At 56.3% G+C, this 21345-nt stretch carries 22 protein-coding genes; 17 read left to right on the plus strand and 5 right to left on the minus strand.

The genetic code is table 11. The features are described 5' to 3' along the window. Positions 1–1779: a filamentous hemagglutinin N-terminal domain-containing protein gene (locus ABLV76_RS12780; protein WP_064190107.1), complete on the plus strand. Its 1779-nt coding sequence runs from the start codon at positions 1–3 to the stop codon at positions 1777–1779. Positions 1780–2087: 308 nt separating this feature from the next. On the opposite strand, the gene ABLV76_RS12785 is transcribed toward ABLV76_RS12780, so the two are convergent. Then, positions 2088–2570, minus strand: coding sequence for a zinc ribbon-containing protein (locus tag ABLV76_RS12785; protein WP_025999140.1), 483 nt, complete (start codon positions 2568–2570; stop codon positions 2088–2090). Positions 2571–2796: 226 nt separating this feature from the next. Between ABLV76_RS12785 and leuS the strand changes: the two genes are divergently transcribed. The 15 genes from leuS to lipA all read left to right on the plus strand — a co-directional run bounded on the left by leuS (position 2797) and on the right by lipA (position 18267). Continuing rightward, positions 2797–5379, plus strand: coding sequence for a leucine--tRNA ligase (leuS, locus tag ABLV76_RS12790; RefSeq protein WP_017899092.1), 2583 nt, complete (start codon positions 2797–2799; stop codon positions 5377–5379). Positions 5380–5393: 14 nt separating this feature from the next. Further along, positions 5394–5984 (plus strand): LPS assembly lipoprotein LptE, encoded by a 591-nt coding sequence (gene lptE / locus ABLV76_RS12795; protein WP_004885890.1) that lies wholly within the window; start codon positions 5394–5396, stop codon positions 5982–5984. Then, the gene (holA, locus tag ABLV76_RS12800; RefSeq protein ID WP_004885888.1) at positions 5984–7015 is read left to right on the plus strand and encodes a DNA polymerase III subunit delta; all 1032 of its coding nucleotides are present in this window, start codon (positions 5984–5986) and stop codon (positions 7013–7015) included. Before lptE ends, holA begins: the two co-directional genes overlap by 1 nt. Next, positions 7008–7658 carry a nicotinate-nucleotide adenylyltransferase gene (gene nadD / locus ABLV76_RS12805; RefSeq protein WP_023319968.1) on the plus strand — a complete coding sequence of 217 codons (651 nt, stop codon included), beginning with the start codon at positions 7008–7010 and terminating at the stop codon, positions 7656–7658. The genes holA and nadD overlap by 8 nt, the downstream gene beginning before the upstream one ends. Positions 7659–7730: 72 nt before the next feature. Beyond that, entirely contained in the window at positions 7731–8360 is a 630-nt protein-coding gene (locus ABLV76_RS12810) for an adenosylcobalamin/alpha-ribazole phosphatase (RefSeq protein ID WP_004885883.1), read from the plus strand. A gap of 223 nt (positions 8361–8583) precedes the next feature. After that, positions 8584–8901: a ribosome silencing factor gene (rsfS, locus tag ABLV76_RS12815; RefSeq protein WP_002894623.1), complete on the plus strand. Its 318-nt coding sequence runs from the start codon at positions 8584–8586 to the stop codon at positions 8899–8901. Between the two features lie 3 nt (positions 8902–8904). Then, entirely contained in the window at positions 8905–9372 is a 468-nt protein-coding gene (rlmH, locus tag ABLV76_RS12820; RefSeq protein WP_002894620.1) for a 23S rRNA (pseudouridine(1915)-N(3))-methyltransferase RlmH, read from the plus strand. 27 nt (positions 9373–9399) lie between these two features. After that, positions 9400–11301 (plus strand): peptidoglycan DD-transpeptidase MrdA, encoded by a 1902-nt coding sequence (gene mrdA / locus ABLV76_RS12825; RefSeq protein WP_004885880.1) that lies wholly within the window; start codon positions 9400–9402, stop codon positions 11299–11301. Beyond that, positions 11301–12413, plus strand: coding sequence for a peptidoglycan glycosyltransferase MrdB (gene mrdB / locus ABLV76_RS12830; RefSeq protein WP_004885876.1), 1113 nt, complete (start codon positions 11301–11303; stop codon positions 12411–12413). The genes mrdA and mrdB overlap by 1 nt, the downstream gene beginning before the upstream one ends. Before the next feature lie 11 nt (positions 12414–12424). Then, positions 12425–13567, plus strand: coding sequence for an endolytic peptidoglycan transglycosylase RlpA (rlpA, locus tag ABLV76_RS12835; RefSeq protein WP_043521635.1), 1143 nt, complete (start codon positions 12425–12427; stop codon positions 13565–13567). 139 nt (positions 13568–13706) lie between these two features. Then, complete coding sequence (dacA, locus tag ABLV76_RS12840) at positions 13707–14906, plus strand: D-alanyl-D-alanine carboxypeptidase DacA (protein ID WP_002894539.1); 1200 nt, start codon at positions 13707–13709, stop codon at positions 14904–14906. A 112-nt stretch (positions 14907–15018) separates the two neighbouring features. Then, entirely contained in the window at positions 15019–15282 is a 264-nt protein-coding gene (gene ybeD / locus ABLV76_RS12845; RefSeq protein ID WP_002894474.1) for a DUF493 family protein YbeD, read from the plus strand. A 104-nt stretch (positions 15283–15386) separates the two neighbouring features. Further along, positions 15387–16031: a lipoyl(octanoyl) transferase LipB gene (gene lipB / locus ABLV76_RS12850; RefSeq protein ID WP_004885871.1), complete on the plus strand. Its 645-nt coding sequence runs from the start codon at positions 15387–15389 to the stop codon at positions 16029–16031. A gap of 130 nt (positions 16032–16161) precedes the next feature. Beyond that, positions 16162–17121 (plus strand): YbeF family transcriptional regulator, encoded by a 960-nt coding sequence (locus ABLV76_RS12855; RefSeq protein WP_017899088.1) that lies wholly within the window; start codon positions 16162–16164, stop codon positions 17119–17121. Between the two features lie 180 nt (positions 17122–17301). After that, the gene (lipA, locus tag ABLV76_RS12860) at positions 17302–18267 is read left to right on the plus strand and encodes a lipoyl synthase (protein ID WP_004885864.1); all 966 of its coding nucleotides are present in this window, start codon (positions 17302–17304) and stop codon (positions 18265–18267) included. A 180-nt stretch (positions 18268–18447) separates the two neighbouring features. Here the strand turns inward: lipA and tatE are convergent, their stop codons facing one another. Beyond that, the gene (gene tatE, locus ABLV76_RS12865) at positions 18448–18654 is read right to left on the minus strand and encodes a twin-arginine translocase subunit TatE (RefSeq protein ID WP_004885862.1); all 207 of its coding nucleotides are present in this window, start codon (positions 18652–18654) and stop codon (positions 18448–18450) included. Positions 18655–18896: 242 nt separating this feature from the next. Further along, positions 18897–19685 carry a deaminated glutathione amidase gene (locus tag ABLV76_RS12870; RefSeq protein ID WP_043521639.1) on the minus strand — a complete coding sequence of 263 codons (789 nt, stop codon included), beginning with the start codon at positions 19683–19685 and terminating at the stop codon, positions 18897–18899. 89 nt (positions 19686–19774) lie between these two features. Between ABLV76_RS12870 and crcB the strand changes: the two genes are divergently transcribed. Continuing rightward, the gene (gene crcB / locus ABLV76_RS12875; RefSeq protein ID WP_002894459.1) at positions 19775–20158 is read left to right on the plus strand and encodes a fluoride efflux transporter CrcB; all 384 of its coding nucleotides are present in this window, start codon (positions 19775–19777) and stop codon (positions 20156–20158) included. Between the two features lie 66 nt (positions 20159–20224). Here crcB and cspE read toward each other — a convergent pair whose 3' ends face one another. Further along, positions 20225–20434, minus strand: a complete 210-nt coding sequence (gene cspE, locus ABLV76_RS12880) for a transcription antiterminator/RNA stability regulator CspE (RefSeq protein WP_002439184.1) — start codon at positions 20432–20434, stop codon at positions 20225–20227. 194 nt (positions 20435–20628) lie between these two features. Further along, entirely contained in the window at positions 20629–21147 is a 519-nt protein-coding gene (pagP, locus tag ABLV76_RS12885; protein WP_004885852.1) for a lipid IV(A) palmitoyltransferase PagP, read from the minus strand. Positions 21148–21345: the final 198 nt, after the last annotated feature.

Consider the following 21345-nt stretch of genomic DNA (forward strand, 5'->3'; position numbering starts at 1 on the left):
ATGTTTAAATTCAAGGTTTCATATGTTGCTCTGGCTGCAGCGCTAAGTTCATCCGTTGTTTATGCCGATCCGTCAAGCTATACGCATAGATCAGGGGCAAATGTTATTGATATCGAAGCTCCTAATGCCGCTGGCGTCTCGCATAACTTATATCGCGAATTCAACGTCGGCCCTAACGGCACTATTTTAAACAACAGCGCCAGCGACGTGAACCACAGCACTCACGGTAATATCGCTAAGAATAATAATCTGACCAACGGCAGCGCTTCCGTTATTTTAAATGAAGTCACCTCCAATAAAATGAGTAATCTGCAGGGCTTTATCGAAGTTAACGGACAAAAAGCCGATGTCGTTATCGCCAACCCTAACGGCATCACCTGCTCCGGGTGCAGTTTTATTAATACTAACAAAGCAGTGCTGACGACAGGCCAGGTCAATCTGAGCGATACCGGCGCGATTGATAGCTATACGGTCACGCAGGGTAAAATCACCATTGACGATAAAGGTATGAACGCGTCTAACAGCTATGCAGCCTTGCTGGCCGACGCCATCGCGATTAACGGCACAATGACGGCAGCCAACGCTATGGTGGGCGCGGGCAACTTAACGTTTGATAACAAAACCGGAAAGATGACCAGCCTTGGAAAAGCAGCCACAGCCAAACAAATATTATATCCGGAATACAGCATTGATATTAGCCAACTAGGCGGAATCAAGGCCAACAGTATCACCATGACTGGTAATAATCTGGGTTTCGGCGTCCGGAATAAAGGCACGATGGCTACAAACACCCTTCTCACCATGACCAGCAACGGTTCACTGATTAATGAAGGCGCTATCACTGGGAAAGGCATCGCGACGCAAATCGTCTCAGCAGGTGAGATGAAAAATAAGGGCAGCATTAACAGCAGCGCCCTCGCCACTCAGGTCACCACTCTGAACACATTGACCAATGAAGGCACGATTACCAGTGACAAAACGCTTAACGTGAGCGCCGCCGGCAACCTCGTCAATACCGGCAGAATTAATGGCACCAAGGCATTAACCTTAACCACCCTCGGCGATATCAATACCACCTATGGTTCAACGATTAACGCCGATGGCCAGTTAAATATTTCTGCCCACAATATCAACAACGGCGGTACAATGTGGGGCGAAATCACCAACGTCAAGTTTAGCGGGGATAATCTCACCGTCACCGGTAACCTTTGGGGCTACACTAATCTGGCTATCGTGTCGGCAAAGGATAGCAACGTCAGTTCAGGCAACATCCATAATACAGGGCGAATTTCTGGTATCGATATATCGCTTATCACTAATGGCGATATCATCCAGGACGGTAACCTTGTTAGCGGAAACTCTATGACGGTTAAAAGCGTCCAATTCAAAAATAACAACTACGTTTACGGAAAATCCGTACAGATTGAGAGTAATAACGTTCACAATAAGGCAACTATTGATAGTGTCGATGCGAATATCATCGCTTATTATGGTATGAAAAATGAAGGCCAAATCATCGCAGCCAAAGATCTCACCTTGGATACGAAAAATTTTGCCGATATCACCAACTACGGCACTCTTCAGGCAGGAGAGAATCTGACGATTATCGCTAATAAAGTCTATAATGGCGGCTATCGCTGTGGTTTCCTGAAGCTTTCAACTTGTAATGTTGGTTCTATCTCCACTAACAAACTGGTGCTGAACTCCGCGCACAACTATGTTTCCGAGATGGGCGGTCATCAGCAGTTTAAACAAGCTGAAATCACGACCAAGCGGTAAGAGCAGGCGATGCGCTGATGTCAGCGCATCGCCGGTAGTCATTTTATTATGGCGCACCATGCTGGCACACGCTTTCCATTCGCGCGGAAAGATCTATCACGAGATAGTAATCATCAAGCCGCATTCATGCTGAGGACGAGTGCTCTGCTCGCTCATAATGATTATATGAAGCGCGAAGTGATCAGGGGTAAAAGAGACAGCTGAGATATTTTACAATCACAGGGAAGACGTTTATCTATCTCGTTAATGCAATGATAGGTCGTTTTTAATCAGGCCCGATGCTATTAATACGCACCGGGCCGGATGCATCAGGGTTCAAATGGCCGGCGCTGGAACTGATCGTGGCCGCATTTCGGACAGCGCGGTAGCACATCCGGGGTATACACCGCCAGGTGATAGTGACACTTCTCACACACCAGGTTGCCTAAACCGACCACTTCGCCGCTGTGGTATACGCCGTGGTGATTCAGATCCTGAAAAACCTCCCGCCACTCAAGCTGGGTTTTGTCAGTGATATCGGCCAGCTCCTGCCACAGGCTCTCTTTGATCACCCGCATAAACACGCTGTCGCTCTCGTCTTCATGACTCTCTTCGTAGCTGCGGGCAAACTCCTCAAGATCGCGCTTGACCGCGGCTATCACCGACTCAATCTCGCTCTGCGTCAGATCGCCGGCGCGGACAATTTTATCGCGTGCCTGCGTCACCAGCGCGTCAATATCGCGTTCTCCATGGCGGAGCCGTTCGCTGAGCGAGGAGACCAGTTCACGGTAATATTGAGCAACCTTGTTCATCATTTCGCCTCCGGTGTGGTTAACGTCTTCTGATAATAGACCTTATTCCTCTCCCGCTGTGTCTGACAAGCCACAGACTCGCGAAATAATCTGCCCAGCTTTTGCCGATGTTGATGTGCGAAAAGCTGTTTTGACGTTGGCGTTTGGGCTATGCTATGCCGATCTGAAATAACACATCCATTGGCTACATTTTGTAGCTGTATTGAAAACAGGACCACTGGCTGCCATGCAAGAGCAATACCGCCCGGAAGAGATAGAATCGAAAGTCCAGCTTCACTGGGACGAAAATCGTACATTTGAAGTAACTGAAGACGAGAGCAAAGAGAAGTATTACTGCCTGTCGATGCTTCCTTATCCTTCTGGTCGACTACACATGGGTCACGTGCGTAACTACACCATCGGCGACGTGATTGCCCGCTATCAGCGCATGCTGGGTAAAAACGTCCTGCAGCCAATTGGCTGGGATGCGTTCGGTCTGCCGGCGGAAGGGGCGGCGGTAAAAAACAACACCGCGCCAGCGCCGTGGACCTACGACAACATCGCCTACATGAAAAACCAGCTCAAAATGCTGGGCTTCGGCTATGACTGGAGCCGCGAGCTGGCAACCTGCACCCCGGAATACTACCGCTGGGAGCAGAAGTTCTTCACTGAGCTGTATAAAAAAGGCCTGGTGTACAAAAAAACCTCCGCAGTGAACTGGTGCCCGAACGACCAGACCGTGCTGGCCAACGAGCAGGTTATCGACGGCTGCTGCTGGCGCTGCGACACCAAAGTCGAGCGTAAAGAGATCCCGCAGTGGTTTATTAAAATCACCGCCTACGCCGATGAGCTGCTGAACGATCTGGATAAGCTGGACCACTGGCCGGACACCGTGAAGACCATGCAGCGCAACTGGATCGGCCGTTCTGAAGGGGTGGAAATCTCCTTTGACGTCAATAACTACGCCGACAAGCTGACCGTCTATACCACCCGCCCGGACACCTTTATGGGCTGTACCTACCTGGCGGTCGCTGCGGGTCACCCGCTGGCGCAGCAGGCTGCGGCGAACAATCCGGCGCTGGCCACCTTCATCGACGAATGCCGCAACACCAAAGTGGCGGAAGCCGACATGGCGACGATGGAGAAAAAAGGCGTCGATACCGGCTTTAAAGCTATCCACCCGCTGACCGGTGAAGAAATTCCGGTATGGGCGGCTAACTTTGTGCTGATGGAGTACGGCACCGGCGCGGTGATGGCCGTTCCGGGCCACGACCAGCGCGACTACGAGTTCGCCAGCAAATACGGGCTGAACATCAAGCCGGTGATCCTCGCCGCCGACGGCTCCGAGCCGGATCTTTCCCAGCAGGCGCTGACCGAGAAAGGCGTCCTGTTTAACTCCGGCGAATTCAGCGGCCTCGATTATGAAGCGGGCTTCAACGCTATTGCTGACAAACTGGCTGCCATGGGCGTAGGTGAGCGTAAAATTAACTACCGCCTGCGTGACTGGGGCGTATCCCGTCAGCGCTACTGGGGCGCGCCGATCCCGATGGTTACCCTGGAAGACGGCACCGTGCTGCCGACCCCGGAAGATCAGCTGCCGGTGATCCTGCCGGAAGACGTGGTCATGGACGGTATCACCAGCCCGATCAAAGCCGATCCTGAATGGGCCAAAACCACGGTTAACGGCCAGCCGGCGCTGCGCGAAACCGACACCTTTGACACCTTTATGGAATCCTCCTGGTACTATGCGCGCTACACCTGCCCGCAGTATCAGGAAGGGATGCTGGATTCGCAAGCGGCCAACTACTGGCTGCCGGTCGATATCTACATCGGCGGCATCGAACACGCGATCATGCACCTGCTCTACTTCCGCTTCTTCCACAAGCTGATGCGCGACGCGGGGATGGTCAACTCCGATGAGCCGGCGAAACAGCTGCTGTGCCAGGGCATGGTGCTGGCTGACGCCTTCTACTACGTAGGCGAAAACGGCGAACGTAACTGGGTCTCCCCGGTTGACGCCATCGTCGAACGTGACGAAAAAGGCCGCATCGTGAAAGCGAAAGACGCGGCGGGTCACGAGCTGGTGTACACCGGCATGAGCAAGATGTCCAAGTCGAAAAACAACGGCATCGATCCGCAGGTCATGGTTGAGCGCTACGGCGCGGATACTGTCCGTCTGTTCATGATGTTCGCATCCCCGGCGGATATGACCCTCGAGTGGCAGGAATCTGGCGTCGAAGGGGCGAACCGCTTCCTGAAACGCGTCTGGAAGCTGGTCTACGAACACACCACCAAAGGGGACGTTGCGGCCCTGAACGTGGCGGCGCTGAGTGAAGATCAGAAAGCGCTGCGTCGCGATATCCACAAAACTATCGCCAAAGTGACCGATGACATCGGCCGTCGTCAGACCTTCAACACCGCCATCGCGGCGATCATGGAGCTGATGAACAAGCTGGCGAAAGCGCCGCAAGAAGATGAGCAGGATCGCGCCCTGATGCAGGAAGCCCTGCTGGCGGTAGTGCGTATGCTCAACCCGTTCACCCCGCACGTCAGCTTCACCCTGTGGCGTGAGCTGAACGGCGAAGGTGATATCGACAACGCGCCGTGGCCGGTGGCGGATGAAAGCGCGATGGTGGAAGACAGCACCCTCGTCGTCGTCCAGGTCAACGGCAAAGTTCGTGGTAAAATTACCGTTGCGGTAGACGCAACTGAAGAGCAGGTCCGCGAGCGCGCCGGCCAGGAGCATCTGGTGGCGAAGTATCTCGACGGCAAAACCGTGCGTAAAGTGATTTACGTCCCGGGTAAACTGCTCAATCTGGTCGTTGGCTAAGCGCGGGAGGAAGCGTGCGATATCTGGTAACAATGTTGTTATCTCTGGCGGTGCTTGCCACCGCCGGCTGTGGCTGGCATCTGCGTAGCACTACCAAGGTGCCCACCACCATGAAAACCATGATTTTCCAGTCGAGCGATCCGAATGGCCCATTAAGCCGCGCGGTGCGCAATCAGCTGCGTCTTAACGGCGTGGAACTGATCGACGCCAGCACGCTGCGTAAAGATGTCCCTTCTCTGCGCCTCGATGGTTCGTCGATTCAGAAAGATACGGCCTCGGTGTTCCAGGACGGTCGTACGGCGGAATATCAGATGGTCATGACCGTCCATGCCAGCGTTCTGATCCCGGGTCACGATATCTATCCGATAACCACTAAGGTCTATCGTTCGTTCTTTGATAACCCGCAGGCGGCGTTAGCCAAAGACGCCGAGCAGGATATGATTATCCAGGAAATGTACGATAAAGCGGCGGAACAGCTGATTCGTAAACTACCAAGCGTTCAGGTAGCGGATGTTGAAGCCACCCAGCAGGAAGAAAAACCGGTCGCGGGCAGCACCGCGCCGGCGTCCTCGGGTAACCGCGTCTCCACCACGCTGGGTCAATGATGATTCGGTTGTACCCGGAACAGCTCCGCGCGCAGCTCACTGAAGGGCTGCGCGCGGCCTATCTGCTGCTTGGCAACGATCCTTTGCTATTGCAGGAAAGCCAGGACGCTATTCGCGAAGCCGCTGCCGCACAAGGCTTTACCGAACACCATACCTTTTCTATCGACAACAGCACCGACTGGCAGGCGCTTTTCGCCTTAAGCCAGGCGATGAGCCTGTTTGCCAGCCGGCAAACCCTGTTGCTAATCCTGCCAGAGAATGGCCCCAACGCGGCGATCAACGAACAGCTGGCGACGCTGGTCGGTCTGCTGCACGACGACCTGCTGCTGATAGTTCGCGGTAGTAAGTTGACCAAAGCCCAGGAGAATGCCGCGTGGCTCACCGCGCTGGCGCAGCGCGCCGTCCAGGTCAGCTGCCAGACGCCGGAATACGCGCAGCTGCCGCGCTGGCTTGCCGCCCGGGCCAAACAGCATCAGCTGCAGCTCGACGACGCGGCCAGCCAGCTGCTGTGCTACTGTTACGAAGGCAATCTGCTGGCGCTGGCGCAGGCGCTGGAGCGTCTGGCGCTACTCTGGCCGGACGGTAAGCTGACGCTGCCCCGCGTTGAGCAGGCGGTGAACGATGCCGCGCACTTTACCCCTTACCATTGGGTCGATGCCCTACTGGCAGGCAAAAGTAAGCGCGTGCTGCACGTCCTGCAGCAGCTCCGTCTTGAAGGCTGCGAGCCGGCGATCCTGCTGCGTACGCTACAGCGGGAGCTGCTGCTGCTGGTGACCCTCAAGCGCCAGTCGGCACAGACGCCGCTGCGTTCGCTGTTTGATAAACATCGGGTCTGGCAAAACCGCCGTCAGCTGCTCAGCGACGCCCTCGCCCGACTGAGCGGCGAACAGCTTCGCCAGGCGGTGACGCTTCTGACCCGCGCGGAACTGACCTTTAAACAGGATTACGGGTACGACGTCTGGCCCGAACTGGAAAGTCTTTCGTTGTTGCTCTGCCACAAAGCCCTGGCGGACGTTTTTATTGATGGTTGATATGACTCACTTACAGGCAATCTATGGCGGCACCTTCGATCCGGTGCATTATGGTCACCTCAAGCCGGTCGAGATCCTGGCGAATCAGATTGGCCTGAGCAAGGTCATCATCATGCCTAATAACGTCCCGCCGCACCGTCCACAACCGGAAGCCACCAGCGCCCAGCGCGTGCACATGCTGAAGCTGGCGATTGCCGATAAGCCGCTGTTCACGCTCGATGAACGCGAACTGCAGCGCGATACCCCCTCCTGGACGGCGCAAACGCTGCAGGAGTGGCGCCAGGAGCAGGGGCCGCACAAGCCGCTGGCGTTTATCATTGGCCAGGATTCGCTGCTCACCTTTCCCACCTGGCACCGCTATGAAACCATCCTCGACAATGTTCACCTGATTGTCTGCCGCCGGCCGGGTTACCCACTGACCATGGCCCATGAGGCCGATCAGCGCTGGCTGGATCGCCATTTAACCCACGATGTGGAATCTCTGCATCGCCGCCCTTCCGGCGTGATCTACCTGGCTGAGACACCGTGGTTCGATATTTCGGCGACGATCATTCGCCAGCGCCTCGAGCGCGGCGAGTCCTGCGCCGAGATGCTGCCGGCCGCGGTGCTGGACTACATCCGCGAGCAGGGTCTCTATTGCTGACCCCGCGCTGGGCCTGACGCGAAAAAAGCGCTATGGTAACGCCACCTCTCCATCGCCTGTCAGAGCCTGTTCATGAAATTATGGTTAGTTCGCCATGGCGAAACCGAAGCCAACGTTGCCGGATTATACAGCGGCCATGCCCCAACGCCCCTGACGCCGCGAGGCGTCGCTCAGGCGCGAGCGCTCGGCGAACGGCTGCGCGCGGTGCCTTTCGATAAAGTCTTCTGTAGCGAGCTGGCGCGGACCGGGACAACGGCCGATCTGCTGCTTGGCGATCGCGCTATCCCGCGCGAATGCCATGCCGCGCTCAATGAGATGTTTTTCGGCGACTGGGAGATGCGTCATCATCGCGACCTTCAACGAGAAGATGCGCAAAACTATGCCGCGTGGTGTGCTGACTGGCAGCACGCGGCCCCTACTAACGGCGAAAGCTTTCAGCGTTTTGCCCGCCGCGTCAGCGAGTTTATCCCCACGCTGACCGACTGCCGCCATCTTGACCATCTGCTGATCGTCGGCCATCAGGGCGTTCTGAGCCTGCTGACCGCCCTGCTGTTGCAGATGCCCGCCGCGGCGATGTGGCACTTTCCGATAGCCCATGGCGCCTGGAGCCTGCTCGAAATCCGCCACGATTTCACCACCCTGCGGGTATTAAATAGCCAGGCCGTCTGGCAGTCGGAAGAAGAATTCCCGCCGAACCATTGACAGGCCAGAGCAGGCTGCTATTCTCCGCTGCCAGGCAGCATCCGCCAAAGCCGCTTTGCAGAAAATTGTTTTACAAAAATGGCGATGCAATCCTCGGCGAGGGATGGGATGATACCCCGCCGCGAACGCCTGCCGACAGACATTTCACCCGACTTTTTCATCAGTTCAGGTATACTGTCAGGCTCTTTATGATTATCAATCTTCACGCACCCAGGGGGAACACTTGCAGGGTAAAGCACTCCAGGATTTTGTTATCGACAAAATTGATGACCTGAAAGGTCAGGACATCGTTGCCATTGATGTACATGGCAAATCCAGCATCACCGATTGCATGATTATCTGCACCGGCACCTCCACGCGTCATGTGATGTCCATCGCCGACCACGTGGTTCAGGAATCCCGCGCCGCCGGCATGCTGCCGCTGGGCGTTGAAGGGGAAGCCGCCGCCGACTGGATCGTCGTCGACCTCGGCGACGTGATGGTTCACGTCATGCAGGAAGAGAGCCGTCGTTTGTACGAGCTGGAAAAACTCTGGAGTTAATGCGTGAAGTTGCAGCTGGTGGCCGTTGGCACCAAAATGCCGGACTGGGTACAGACCGGCTTTAGCGAGTATCTGCGCCGTTTTCCCAAAGATATGCCGTTCGAACTGGTGGAGATCCCAGCCGGTAAGCGCGGCAAGAACGCTGATATCAAGCGCATCCTCGAAAAAGAGGGCGAGATGATGTTAGCCGCTGCCGGTAAAAACCGCATCGTGACCCTGGATATTCCGGGTAAACCATGGGATACGCCGCAGCTGGCGCGCGAACTGGAACGCTGGAAACAGGACGGGCGCGACGTCAGTTTGCTGGTCGGCGGCCCGGAAGGCCTCTCTCCAGCCTGTAAAGCAGCGGCGGAACAGAGTTGGTCGCTCTCCACCCTCACCTTACCTCACCCGCTGGTGCGCGTACTGGTGGCCGAGAGCCTGTATCGGGCGTGGAGCATTACCACCAACCATCCGTACCACCGTGAGTAATGATGATCAGGGTAGACTGAGCAGCGAATGAAATTACAGAATTCTTTCCGCGACTATACGGCTGAATCCTCGCTGTTCGTGCGCCGGGCGCTGGTCGCTTTTTTGGGGATTTTGCTGCTTACCGGCGTTCTGATCGCCAACCTGTACAATGTGCAAATCGTTCGCTTCGACGACTATCAGACGCGTTCGAACGAAAACCGCATCAAGCTGGTGCCGATCCCGCCGAGCCGCGGCATTATTTACGATCGTAACGGCACTCCGCTGGCGCTTAACCGCACCATTTATCAGCTGGAGATGATGCCGGAGAAAGTCGATAACGTGCAGCAAACGCTGGATGCGCTGCGCGACGTCGTCGATTTAACCGACGATGATATCGCCGGCTTCAAAAAGGAGCGCGCCCGCTCCCATCGCTTTACCTCGATTCCGGTAAAGGTCAACCTCAGCGAAGTGCAGGTGGCCCGCTTTGCCGTCAACCAGTACCGCTTTCCCGGCGTGGAAGTCAAAGGCTACAAGCGCCGTTACTATCCCTATAACTCGGCGCTGACGCACGTCATCGGCTACGTTTCGAAAATTAACGATAAAGACGTCGACCGCCTCGATAAAGAGGGCAAACTGGCCAACTACGCCTCGACCCACGACATCGGTAAGCTGGGTATTGAGCGTTATTACGAGGACGTCCTGCACGGTCAGACCGGCTACGAGGAGGTTGAAGTGAACAACCGCGGCCGCGTGATTCGTCAGCTCAAAGAGGTGCCGCCGCAGGCCGGGCGCGACATCTACCTCACCCTCGACCTCAAGCTGCAGCAGTATATCGAAACGCTGCTGGCTGGTAGCCGCGCCGCAGTGGTGGTCACCGACCCGCGTACCGGCGCCATTCTGGCGCTGGTTTCGACGCCGAGCTACGACCCGAACCTGTTCGTCGACGGCATCTCCAGTAAAGATTACTCCGGCCTGCTCAACGATCCGAACACGCCTCTGGTCAACCGTGCGACGCAAGGGGTCTATCCGCCGGCATCGACGGTCAAACCGTACGTCGCCGTCTCGGCGCTGAGCGCCGGGGTGATCACCCGCAATACCAGCCTGTTTGACCCGGGCTGGTGGCAGCTGCCCGGCTCAGAAAAACGCTATCGTGACTGGAAAAAATGGGGCCACGGCCACCTGAACGTCACCAAAGCGCTGGAGGAGTCCGCGGATACCTATTTCTATCAGGTCGCCTATGACATGGGCATCGATCGCCTCGCGGAGTGGATGAGCAAGTTCGGCTACGGCCACTATACCGGTATCGACCTCGCCGAAGAGCGCTCGGGCAACATGCCGACCCGCGAATGGAAGCTCAAACGCTTTAAGAAACCCTGGTACCAGGGGGACACTATTCCGGTGGGCATCGGCCAGGGTTACTGGACTGCCACGCCGATCCAGATGAACAAAGCGCTGATGATCCTGATTAACGACGGGGTGGTGAAAGTGCCGCACCTGCTGCAAAGCACCGTGGAAGACGGCAAGCCCGTTCCGTGGGTCCAGCCTCATGAGCCGCCGGTAGGCGACATTCATTCCGGCTACTGGGAAATCGCCAAAGACGGCATGTTCGGCGTGGCCAACCGCGGCAACGGCACCGCGCACAAGTATTTCGCCAGCGCGCCGTATAAAATCGCGGCCAAGTCCGGTACCGCCCAGGTGTTTGGCCTGAAGGCCAACGAAACCTATAACGCGCACCGAATCTCTGAGCGTCTGCGTGACCATAAACTGATGACGGCGTTTGCGCCTTATAACAACCCGCAGGTTGCCGTGGCGATGATCCTGGAAAACGGCGGTGCCGGCCCGGCGGTCGGTACGATTATGCGCCAAATCCTCGATCACATCATGCTGGGCGATAACAACACCACGCTACCAAGCGAAAACCCGGCGGTGACCGCAGGGGAGGATCAATAATGACGGATAATCCGAACAAAAAATCGCTGTGGGATAAGATCCATCTTGACCCCACCATGGTGCTGATCCTGCTGGCGCTGCTGACCTACAGCGCACTGGTTATCTGGAGCGCCAGCGGTCAGGACGTCGGCATGATGGAGCGTAAAATCGGCCAGATCGCCATGGGCGTGGTGATCATGATCGTCATGGCGCAGATCCCGCCGCGGGTCTATGAAGGCTGGGCGCCCTATCTCTATATTTTCTGTATTATTCTGCTGGTGGCCGTCGACGCCTTCGGCGCCATCTCCAAAGGGGCGCAGCGCTGGCTGGATCTCGGTATCGTCCGCTTTCAGCCGTCGGAGATTGCAAAAATTGCCGTGCCGCTGATGGTGGCGCGCTTTATTAACCGCGACGTCTGCCCCCCTTCGCTGAAGAACACCGGTATTGCCCTGGTGCTGATCTTTCTGCCGACGCTGCTGGTAGCGGCGCAGCCTGACCTCGGGACCTCGATTCTGATCGCCCTCTCCGGTCTGTTTGTGCTGTTCCTCTCCGGCCTCAGCTGGCGACTGATCGGCATTGCGGTGGTGCTGGTCGCCGCCTTTATCCCGATTTTGTGGTTCTTCCTGATGCACGACTATCAGCGCCAGCGCGTGATGATGCTGCTCGATCCGGAAACCGACCCGCTGGGCGCGGGGTATCATATTATTCAGTCTAAAATTGCCATTGGCTCTGGCGGTCTGCGCGGCAAAGGCTGGCTGCACGGCACCCAGTCGCAGCTGGAGTTCCTGCCGGAACGCCATACCGACTTTATCTTCGCCGTTCTCGCCGAAGAGTTGGGCCTGATTGGCGTGCTGATCCTGCTGGCGCTCTATATTCTGCTGATCATGCGCGGACTGTGGATCGCCGCTCAGGCGCAGACCACCTTTGGCCGGGTCATGGCCGGTGGTTTAATGTTGATTTTATTCGTTTATGTCTTCGTAAATATTGGTATGGTGAGTGGTATTTTACCGGTGGTGGGCGTACCGTTGCCGCTGGTGAGCTACGGGGGCTCCGCCCTGATCGTATTGATGGCCGGGTTTGGTATCGTGATGTCGATCCATACCCACAGAAAAATGTTGTCGAAAAGCGTTTAAAGGGGTTCGCAATGCGTAAGCAATGGCTGGGGATCTGCATAGCAGCGGGGCTGCTGGCGGCATGTTCGAGTGATGACGTGCAACAAAAGACGGTCAGTACTCCACAGCCGGCCGTCTGTAATGGCCCGACGGTTGAGATCAGCGGCGCCGATCCGCAGTATGAAACGCCGAACGCGACGGCGAATCAGGATTATGAGCGCGACGGTAAGCGCTACAAAATCGTCCAGGATCCGGCAAACTTTACTCAGGCCGGTTTCGCGGCGATCTATGACGCGGAACCCAACAGCAACCTGACCGCCAGCGGTGAAACCTTCGACCCGACGCAGTTGACCGCGGCGCACCCGACGCTGCCGATCCCGAGCTATGCGCGGATCACCAACCTCGCCAACGGGCGCATGATCGTCGTGCGGATTAACGATCGCGGTCCCTACGGCAACGATCGGGTTATCTCGCTCTCTCGCGCGTCCGCCGACCGCCTGAACACCTCGAACAACACCAAAGTGCGTATCGACCCCATCATCGTCGCGCCTGACGGTTCGCTTTCCGGCCCGGGAATGGCTTGTACCACCGTCGCCAAACAGACTTACGCTCTGCCCGCCCGTCCGAATCTGGACGGCGGTGACGCTGCTGGCATGAACCAGCCTGCGCCCACTGACGTTCGCCCGATCAGCAACAGCACGCTGAAGCCGGAAGATAGCGTTGGCGCTCCGGTGAACAGCGGCGGTTTCCTCGGCGCCCCGACGCCGCTGAACAGCGGCGTGCTGGAGAGCAGCGAACCCGCGGCCGCCACCGTGACCGCACCTGCCGCCGGCGCCACGCCAGCAGCGCCGGTGACCGCCCCCGGCTCCATCCAGGGTAGCGTCGCGCCCGCAGCGGCCGCAGCCGCCGGCGCCGTTGCCGCTTCCTCTTCCGCCACCTCCAGCGCCAGCGGTAACTTTGTCGTCCAGGTGGGCGCAGTGAGCGACCAGGCGCGGGCGCAGCAGTATCAGCAGCGTCTGAGCCAGCAGTTCTCTGTGCCAGGCCGGGTCATGCAAAACGGCGCGGTGTGGCGTATTCAGCTGGGACCATTTGCCGACAAGGCGCAGGCCAGCGCCGTTCAGCAGCGCCTGCAAAGCGAAGCGCAGCTGCAGTCCTTTATTACTCGCGCCAACTAAAGGCCGCGGGCAGCCCGTTCACCTTGCGCATGTAAAAGTCATTAACAAACTCATGCGCAATGTCGGATGCTGGCCCGCAGAGCATTTGCTATAGTAAGGCACTTTTTTTAACTCCATCACGGATGCCGTTGTTCTGACCATGAAGACCTCTTTCACCGCTCGTTTACTCATCACGGCGCTCTCCGTTGCAGCGCTCTCCTCCGCTGCCCGCGCCGATGACCTGAATATCAAAACGATGATCCCAGGCGCCCCGCAGATTGACGCCGAATCCTGGATCCTTATCGATTACAATTCTGGCAAGGTGCTGGCTGAAAACAACGCCGACTCCCGCCGCGACCCGGCCAGTCTGACCAAAATGATGACCAGCTATGTTATTGGTCAGGCGATGAAAGCGGGCAAATTCAAAGAGTCCGATCTGGTCACCGTCGGCAACGACGCCTGGGCCACCGGCAACCCGGTATTCAAAGGCTCTTCCCTGATGTTCCTCAAACCGGGGATGCAGGTGCCGGTTTCCCAGCTGATCCGCGGTATCAACCTGCAGTCCGGTAACGATGCCTGCGTGGCGATGGCCGACTATGTCGCCGGCAGCCAGGATGCCTTCGTCAGCCTGATGAACAACTACGTCAACGCCCTCGGCCTGAAAAACACCCATTTCCAGACCGTTCACGGCCTCGACGCTGACGGCCAGTACAGCTCGGCGCGCGACATGGCGCTGATTGGCCAGGCGCTGATCCGCGATGTGCCGAACGAATACTCGATCTATCGTGAGAAAGAGTTCACTTTCAACGGCATCCGCCAGCTGAACCGTAATGGCCTGCTGTGGGATAACAGCCTGAACGTCGACGGCATCAAAACCGGCCACACCGACAAAGCAGGCTACAACCTCGTCGCTTCCGCCACCGAAGGCCAGATGCGTCTGATCTCGGCGGTAATGGGCGGCCGGACGTTCAAAGGGCGTGAGTCGGAAAGCAAAAAACTACTGACCTGGGGCTTCCGCTTCTTCGAAACCGTCAACCCGATTAAAGCCGGCAAAGAGTTTGCATCCGAACCAGCCTGGTTCGGCGACAGCGATCGCGCTTCGCTGGGGGTGGATAAAGACGTCTACCTGACCATCCCGCGCGGCCGGATGAAAGATCTGAAAGCCAGCTACGTGCTGAATAACACTGAGCTGCATGCCCCGCTGCAGAAAAACCAGGTCGTCGGCACCATTAACTTCCAGCTGGATGGTAAAACCATTGACCAGCGCCCGCTGGTGGTGCTGCAGGAAATTCCGGAAGGTAATTTCTTCGGTAAAATTATTGATTACATTAAATTAATGTTCCACCACTGGTTTGGTTAAAAATCGAACGCTTGAAAGTGTGATTTCCATCCCCATATACTATTCATCCAAGTAACCTGATAACTCCCGCCCTTGGTGGGAGTTATTATTTTGTCGTAACACCGGAGCTGACATGAAAACCAAACTTAACGAACTGCTTGAATTCCCTACGCCATTTACTTACAAAGTAATGGGGCAGGCGTTGCCTGAGCTGGTTGATCAGGTGGTGGAAGTGGTACAGCGCCATGCGCCTGGTGATTACTCGCCGTCAGTAAAACCGAGCAGCAAAGGTAACTACCACTCGGTTTCCATCACCATCAACGCCACCCACATTGAACAAGTGGAAACGCTGTACGAAGAGTTAGGCAATATCGATATCGTTCGGATGGTGCTGTAACCCTTTCCCTGACCCGGCCGCCGTGCCGGGTCTTCTCATTCCCTTTCACACGGCTGTGATATACTCCCCGACCTGAATTCTCTCTTCCCGGCGGAGATGTTGTTTTGCAGCACAATAAAATTCTAATCCGGCAGCTTGGCCTGCAACCTTACGAACCCGTCTCGCAGGCGATGCATGAATTTACCGACGCCCGTGATGAAGATACCCTCGATGAGATCTGGCTGGTAGAACATCACCCGGTCTTCACCCAGGGTCAGGCCGGCAAAGCGGAACACCTGCTGGTGCCCGGTGATATTCCGGTTATCCAAAGCGATCGCGGCGGCCAGGTAACTTATCACGGCCCGGGACAGCAGGTAATGTACGTCCTGTTGAACCTCAAGCGCCGCAAGCTGGGGGTGCGTGAACTGGTGACGCTGCTGGAGCAAACGGTCGTCAATACCCTTACCGAATATGGGATTGAGTCGCACCCCCGCGCCGATGCCCCTGGCGTCTACGTCGGCGATCGCAAAATCTGCTCTCTGGGATTGCGGATCCGTAAAGGCTGCTCTTTCCACGGCCTGGCGCTCAATATTGCGATGGATCTGACGCCGTTTCTGCGTATCAACCCCTGCGGCTATGCCGGTATGGAGATGACGCAAATGCGTCAGTGGCTACCGGAAGCCACCCCGGAGACTGTCGCTCCGCGGCTGGTCGCCAATCTGCTGGCGCTGTTGAACCATCCCCCGCACGAATACCTTCCTCAGGGTTAAGCGGCAGATCAGCGCCCCGCTGACGGCGGGGTGCTGAACAAGTAACACATTATTTTTGCAATCAATTGTCACGCACGGTAACGCCGCGGGCCGCTATACTTGGCCTATCATTCCCAACCGGACTCATCGCGTGCCAGAGAATACGCCGCCGTCAGAATCTCCTGACAGACAGGACGAACGTTACGACCGTCAGATGTTTCGCATCCTGCGTAATATTGACCTCAATCTGTTGACCATCTTCGAAGCCGTGTATGTACACAAAGGTATCGTCAATGCCGCGAAGATACTCAATATCACGCCGTCGGCCATTAGCCAGTCAATTAACAAACTGCGGGCGCTGTTCCCCGATCCGCTGTTTATCCGCAAAGGCCAGGGCGTGACGCCCACCGCCTATGCCACCCACCTTCACCAGTACATCAGCCGCGGTATGGAGGCTTTCCTTAGCGCGCTGGATATCACCGGCAGCCCGGACCAGCAACGGGTGATCACTATCGCCACTACGCCAGCCATGGGGGCGCTGCTGATGCCTTGCCTGGCCAGCGCGCTGAAGCCGGCCTTTCCGCAGATCCTGCTGCACAACATCGCCCTTACCGACGCCGCGCGGCAGCTCGACCAGCGCCAGGTGGATCTGTTAATCGACACCCATCTGCACAGCGGTCAGGCGCTAAGCCATCACGTGCTGTATCAGGACCGGGTGCAGATGTACTGCCGCGCTGGGCATCCTGCGCTGGACGGTCCACAAGATGAATCCGCCCTCGCGCAATACGAGTTTGCGCTGCTGCTGCCTGAAGGCCAGCGCTACCCTACGCTGCATCGTCGACTGCAGGAGGAGATGGGCGAGCGCCGCTGCGGTTTCAGCACCTTCAACCTGCTGACCCAGGCGGCAATGATCGCCGAGAGCGATATGCTGGGGCTAACCACCGAGCGCCTGTTCGCCATGGTATCCCGTCTCTGGCCGCTGCAAACCCTGGATGTTCCCTCCCTGCGGGAAGAACAGATTGATGTTGCGCTGCACTTCAATAAGCAGAGCGGGAAAGAGCCATTGCTGAAAGAGATCATTGAGACCGTGATCCAGGCGTTTAAGGCGTAGCGCACGGAAGGGAAAAGGATAAAACAACAACTATTTTACAATTTGCCGGGCAGGCAGGCTGCTTTCTGCCCCTTTTCAATGGTATACTGCCTGCTCTTGATTCAAAAATAGTTGATAATTGCAACATTTCATTGAATTAATTCGCTTTCCTTCGTGACTCGCAACTGGAACACGCACGCTATGAGTAAACCCATTGTGATGGAACGCGGTGTTAAGTACCGCGACGCCGATAAAATGGCCCTTATCCCGGTGAAGAACGTGGCAACTGAGCGTGAAGCTCTGCTCAGAAAACCGGAATGGATGAAAATCAAACTTCCGGCAGACTCGTCCCGTATCCAGGGAATCAAAGCAGCGATGCGTAAGAACGGCCTGCACTCCGTATGCGAAGAGGCCTCCTGCCCGAACCTTGCAGAATGCTTCAACCACGGTACCGCGACCTTTATGATCCTCGGTGCGATCTGTACCCGCCGTTGCCCATTCTGCGACGTCGCGCATGGCCGCCCGGTCGCGCCAGATGCGAACGAGCCACAGAAGCTGGCGCAAACTATCGCCGATATGGGGCTGCGCTACGTGGTGGTCACCTCGGTGGACCGTGACGACCTGCGCGATGGCGGCGCACAGCATTTTGCCGACTGCATCAGCGCCATTCGCGAGAAAAACCCGACGATTAAAATCGAAACGCTGGTCCCGGATTTCCGCGGCCGCATGGATCGCGCCCTGGAGATTCTGACGGTGACCCCGCCGGACGTCTTCAACCACAACCTCGAAAACGTACCGCGCCTCTATCGTCAGGTGCGTCCGGGCGCGGATTACAACTGGTCGCTGAAGCTGCTGGAGCGTTTTAAAGAAGCGCACCCGGAGATCCCGACAAAATCCGGCCTGATGGTGGGCTTGGGCGAAACCAACGACGAGATCATCGAAGTCATGCGCGACTTGCGCCGTCATGGCGTCACCATGCTGACGTTAGGCCAGTATCTGCAGCCGAGCCGTCACCACCTGCCAGTGCAGCGTTACGTTAGTCCGGAAGAGTTTGAAGAGATGAAAGCAGAAGCCATGGCGATGGGCTTCACCCACGCCGCCTGCGGCCCCTTCGTTCGCTCTTCCTATCATGCCGACCTGCAGGCTAAAGGGATGGAAGTTAAATAACCTGCCGCTTCTCCCGCTGCGTCACTTCCCGGCGCAGCGGCGCTCTCCGCTTCGCCTTCCCGTAACAATTAGTTGCATCTTTCCTGCGCGGCGTCGATAAAAACGACAAAGGCCGCAACGTAAACGTCGCGGCCTCTTCGCCGAACCTTCCGCATCCCGCTAGGGGACGCAGCCGGAGAATTACTCTTTATGAGAGAGCTTCTGCGCCGGTACTTCGTCTTCAGCGGTGGTTTTCTTCGCGCTATCGTCATCTTCGTTCATGGCCTTTTTAAAGCCCTTGATAGCCGAACCCAGGTCGCCGCCCAGCGTACGTAATTTCTTGGTACCAAACACTAAGATAATCAGTGCTGCAACGACCAGCAGTTTGGTAATACTAATCTCACCCATAGCTAACCTTCTTCTCTATACAAGCTGCGAATACGCCATCATACACGTATTTATCCGTCATATTGTAATCCACCTGTGCGCGGGCCGCGTGATTCAGCCCGAGGCCTCCCCTCCGGGAGTGAGCGCTGGGGTGTCCGTCCTGACGTGCACAGCGAATTATTGGGATAAACAATACGGGTATTTGGCGCGCGGACACAATAGCAATCTGTAACAAGGTGAATCAAGCCTTGTTTAAAAAAACGTCACAATAATTGCGGTGGCGCAAACCGTCGGTTCTGCAGCACCGGCAAACGCTCGCGAACCCGCGTAAGGTAGTCTGCGGAAATATCGGCATAGATCAGCTGCGGCTCGCTCCCCGCGCCCGCCACGGTGGTCCCCAGCGGATCGATGATGCGGCTCTGCCCGATGTTACGCGTCCCGCATTCGCCTGCCGCCACGACGTAGCAGGTCGTGTCCAGCGCGCGCGCCGCCAGCAGCGTCGCCCAGTGATGCTCTTTTTGCGGCCCTTTCACCCATGCGGTGGGCAGCACCAGCAGCTGCGCACCGTTCAGCGCCAGCGACAGCGCCAGTTCCGGAAAACGCAGATCGTAACAGGTCATCAGGCCAACGCGAAATCCCGCCACGTCAATCACCGGGGGAATTTGCCTGCCGGGATCCACCCGCCGGGACTCCTGCATTGCGAAGGCGTCGTATAAATGAAGTTTGTGATAATGGGCAATGATTTTCCCTTCACGCAATACCACCAGCGTGTTGGTTGCTCTTCCCTCCCCCGACGGCACATGCAGCGTCAGGATCGTCGTCAGGCCGTTACGCGCGCTCTCGGCCAGCAGCAGCTGCAAAAACGCCCCATCCAGCGTTTGGGCCGATTTCACCGACAGATCCGGGTCGTTGTCATCACGTGCCAGCAACGCCTCCGGCAGCACCAGCAGCGCCGCCCCTTCACGCGCCGCCTGCTGCATCATCGCCACACAAGTGTGCGCATTCGTCTGCCATACTGGCGTGACGATAAACTGCCCTGCCGCTACCCGCATGTTTTTCTCCCGTCAGGTTATGAATAGCCAATTGCGCCCGTTGCGCGCTACACTTGACACTCTCTTACATCAAATAGCAGGAAACGACCGTGTTTCAACTTCTTTGCGCCGTTTTTATTGGCGGCGGCACCGGCAGCGTTTTGCGCTGGTGGCTCGGCATGAAGCTTAATCCTGTGCACCATGCTATCCCTATTGGAACGCTGACCGCCAACCTGTTAGGCGCCTTTGTGATCGGCGCCGGGCTGGCGTGGTTTAATCGACTGACCGGCATTGACCCGATGTGGAAGCTACTGATCACCACGGGTTTCTGCGGCGGGTTGACCACCTTTTCCACCTTCTCTGCGGAAGTGGTGTTTCTTCTGCAGCAGGGGCGAGTGAGCTGGGCGCTCCTCAACGTTGCGGTGAACTTGCTGGGTTCGTTTGCCATGACGGCTGTCGCCTTCTGGCTCTTCTCGCAGGCCGCCAGCCGCTAAAGGCGTAATCAACAGGCAAAAAAAACCCGCTGTTTAGCGGGTTTTTATATTCTACTGACGCGTTGCTTACAGAGCGATTACGTTTGCAGCAGAAGGGCCTTTGGCACCGTTAGTGATTTCGAACTCTACGCGCTGACCTTCAGCCAGAGTTTTGAAACCGTTGGACTGGATTGCAGAGAAGTGTACGAATACATCTTTGCTGCCATCTTCCGGAGTAATGAAACCGAATCCTTTGGACTCATTAAACCACTTAACGTTACCTTTAATCTTAGACATCAAAATTACCTTTATATGAAAAATCGACACTAATGCTGTGTCGGGTATCAGTACACCAATTGTGGTACCTTTTGTCCAGTGCAACTTTGCTAAAAAGTGATAAAAGTCGCTATCTTTTTTAGTGGGTAACGCTTTAGTCCTTGTTTTTCCACAAGACGCGTCACTTATCTCATTTATTGCTAAGACTTAGCGAATTAAAACTGTATGCGAGCCCAGGCGAAGTAAACGTTACCGTTATTGTAGGTGCCGGGAATGTAGGTCATCTGGAACGTTGCCGGACCGTAACCTATTGACGCTAATGGCAAGATCACCGGAATCGGAATGTAGTTCCAGTTATCGCGCGCCGTCACCCCAAGGGTATAGCCGAGACCGAGGCGGAAGTTCTGATCCGTCAGCGGGCGCCAGGTTTTCTCCCAGCCGTAGCCGCCAATGGGCTCCCACTTATTGAAAGAGTCTTTAAACGCCATCAGGTACAGGCCGTGCCAGTTCCCTTTCTCATCCCAGCGGGAGACGCCGAAACCGGCCCCCCACGGACGTTCGTTATACTTATCCGTCTTTTCCTTATCGTAGGCAAAGCGCGCGTGCCAGGTGATGGCTGGAACGTACAGATCATAGTGCTCTGGCTCGTTCCAGGTCTGCGCAACGTTATTACTTAAGGTATGGTAACCTTCGCTAAGGGTCGATGAAAACGACGCGCTGGCGTTTCCGGACACCAATAACCATCCTAAAAAACCAAGAGAAAACAATGAAAAACGACGTAACATCAACACTTTTCTATTACCACTTTCATTTAAAAGCCACCTAAAATAGCAAAGATAGTCTCAATACAGGTTGAACGAAATAAGGCAAACTCCTGATTTTCTCCCGCTGACCATCAGAACCACTTAACTATCCATCTGGTGATTATATCC

This window comes from Klebsiella sp. GB_Kp047, assembly GCF_040065235.1.
In the GTDB taxonomy this organism is placed as follows: Bacteria; Pseudomonadota; Gammaproteobacteria; order Enterobacterales; family Enterobacteriaceae; genus Klebsiella; species Klebsiella quasipneumoniae.

Coding starts and splice junctions, on each gene's coding strand:
- ABLV76_RS12870 (WP_043521639.1), bottom strand. CDS start 19,685: ATGCGGGTAGCGGCAGGGCAGTTTATCGTCACGCCAGTATGGCAGACG.
- mrdB (WP_004885876.1), top strand. CDS start 11,301: ATGACGGATAATCCGAACAAAAAATCGCTGTGGGATAAGATCCATCTT.
- mrdA (WP_004885880.1), top strand. CDS start 9,400: ATGAAATTACAGAATTCTTTCCGCGACTATACGGCTGAATCCTCGCTG.
- nadD (WP_023319968.1), top strand. CDS start 7,008: ATGGTTGATATGACTCACTTACAGGCAATCTATGGCGGCACCTTCGAT.
- cspE (WP_002439184.1), bottom strand. CDS start 20,434: ATGTCTAAGATTAAAGGTAACGTTAAGTGGTTTAATGAGTCCAAAGGA.
- leuS (WP_017899092.1), top strand. CDS start 2,797: ATGCAAGAGCAATACCGCCCGGAAGAGATAGAATCGAAAGTCCAGCTT.
- rlpA (WP_043521635.1), top strand. CDS start 12,425: ATGCGTAAGCAATGGCTGGGGATCTGCATAGCAGCGGGGCTGCTGGCG.
- ybeD (WP_002894474.1), top strand. CDS start 15,019: ATGAAAACCAAACTTAACGAACTGCTTGAATTCCCTACGCCATTTACT.
- ABLV76_RS12780 (WP_064190107.1), top strand. CDS start 1: ATGTTTAAATTCAAGGTTTCATATGTTGCTCTGGCTGCAGCGCTAAGT.
- dacA (WP_002894539.1), top strand. CDS start 13,707: ATGAAGACCTCTTTCACCGCTCGTTTACTCATCACGGCGCTCTCCGTT.
- holA (WP_004885888.1), top strand. CDS start 5,984: ATGATTCGGTTGTACCCGGAACAGCTCCGCGCGCAGCTCACTGAAGGG.
- lipA (WP_004885864.1), top strand. CDS start 17,302: ATGAGTAAACCCATTGTGATGGAACGCGGTGTTAAGTACCGCGACGCC.
- tatE (WP_004885862.1), bottom strand. CDS start 18,654: ATGGGTGAGATTAGTATTACCAAACTGCTGGTCGTTGCAGCACTGATT.
- ABLV76_RS12810 (WP_004885883.1), top strand. CDS start 7,731: ATGAAATTATGGTTAGTTCGCCATGGCGAAACCGAAGCCAACGTTGCC.
- ABLV76_RS12785 (WP_025999140.1), bottom strand. CDS start 2,570: ATGAACAAGGTTGCTCAATATTACCGTGAACTGGTCTCCTCGCTCAGC.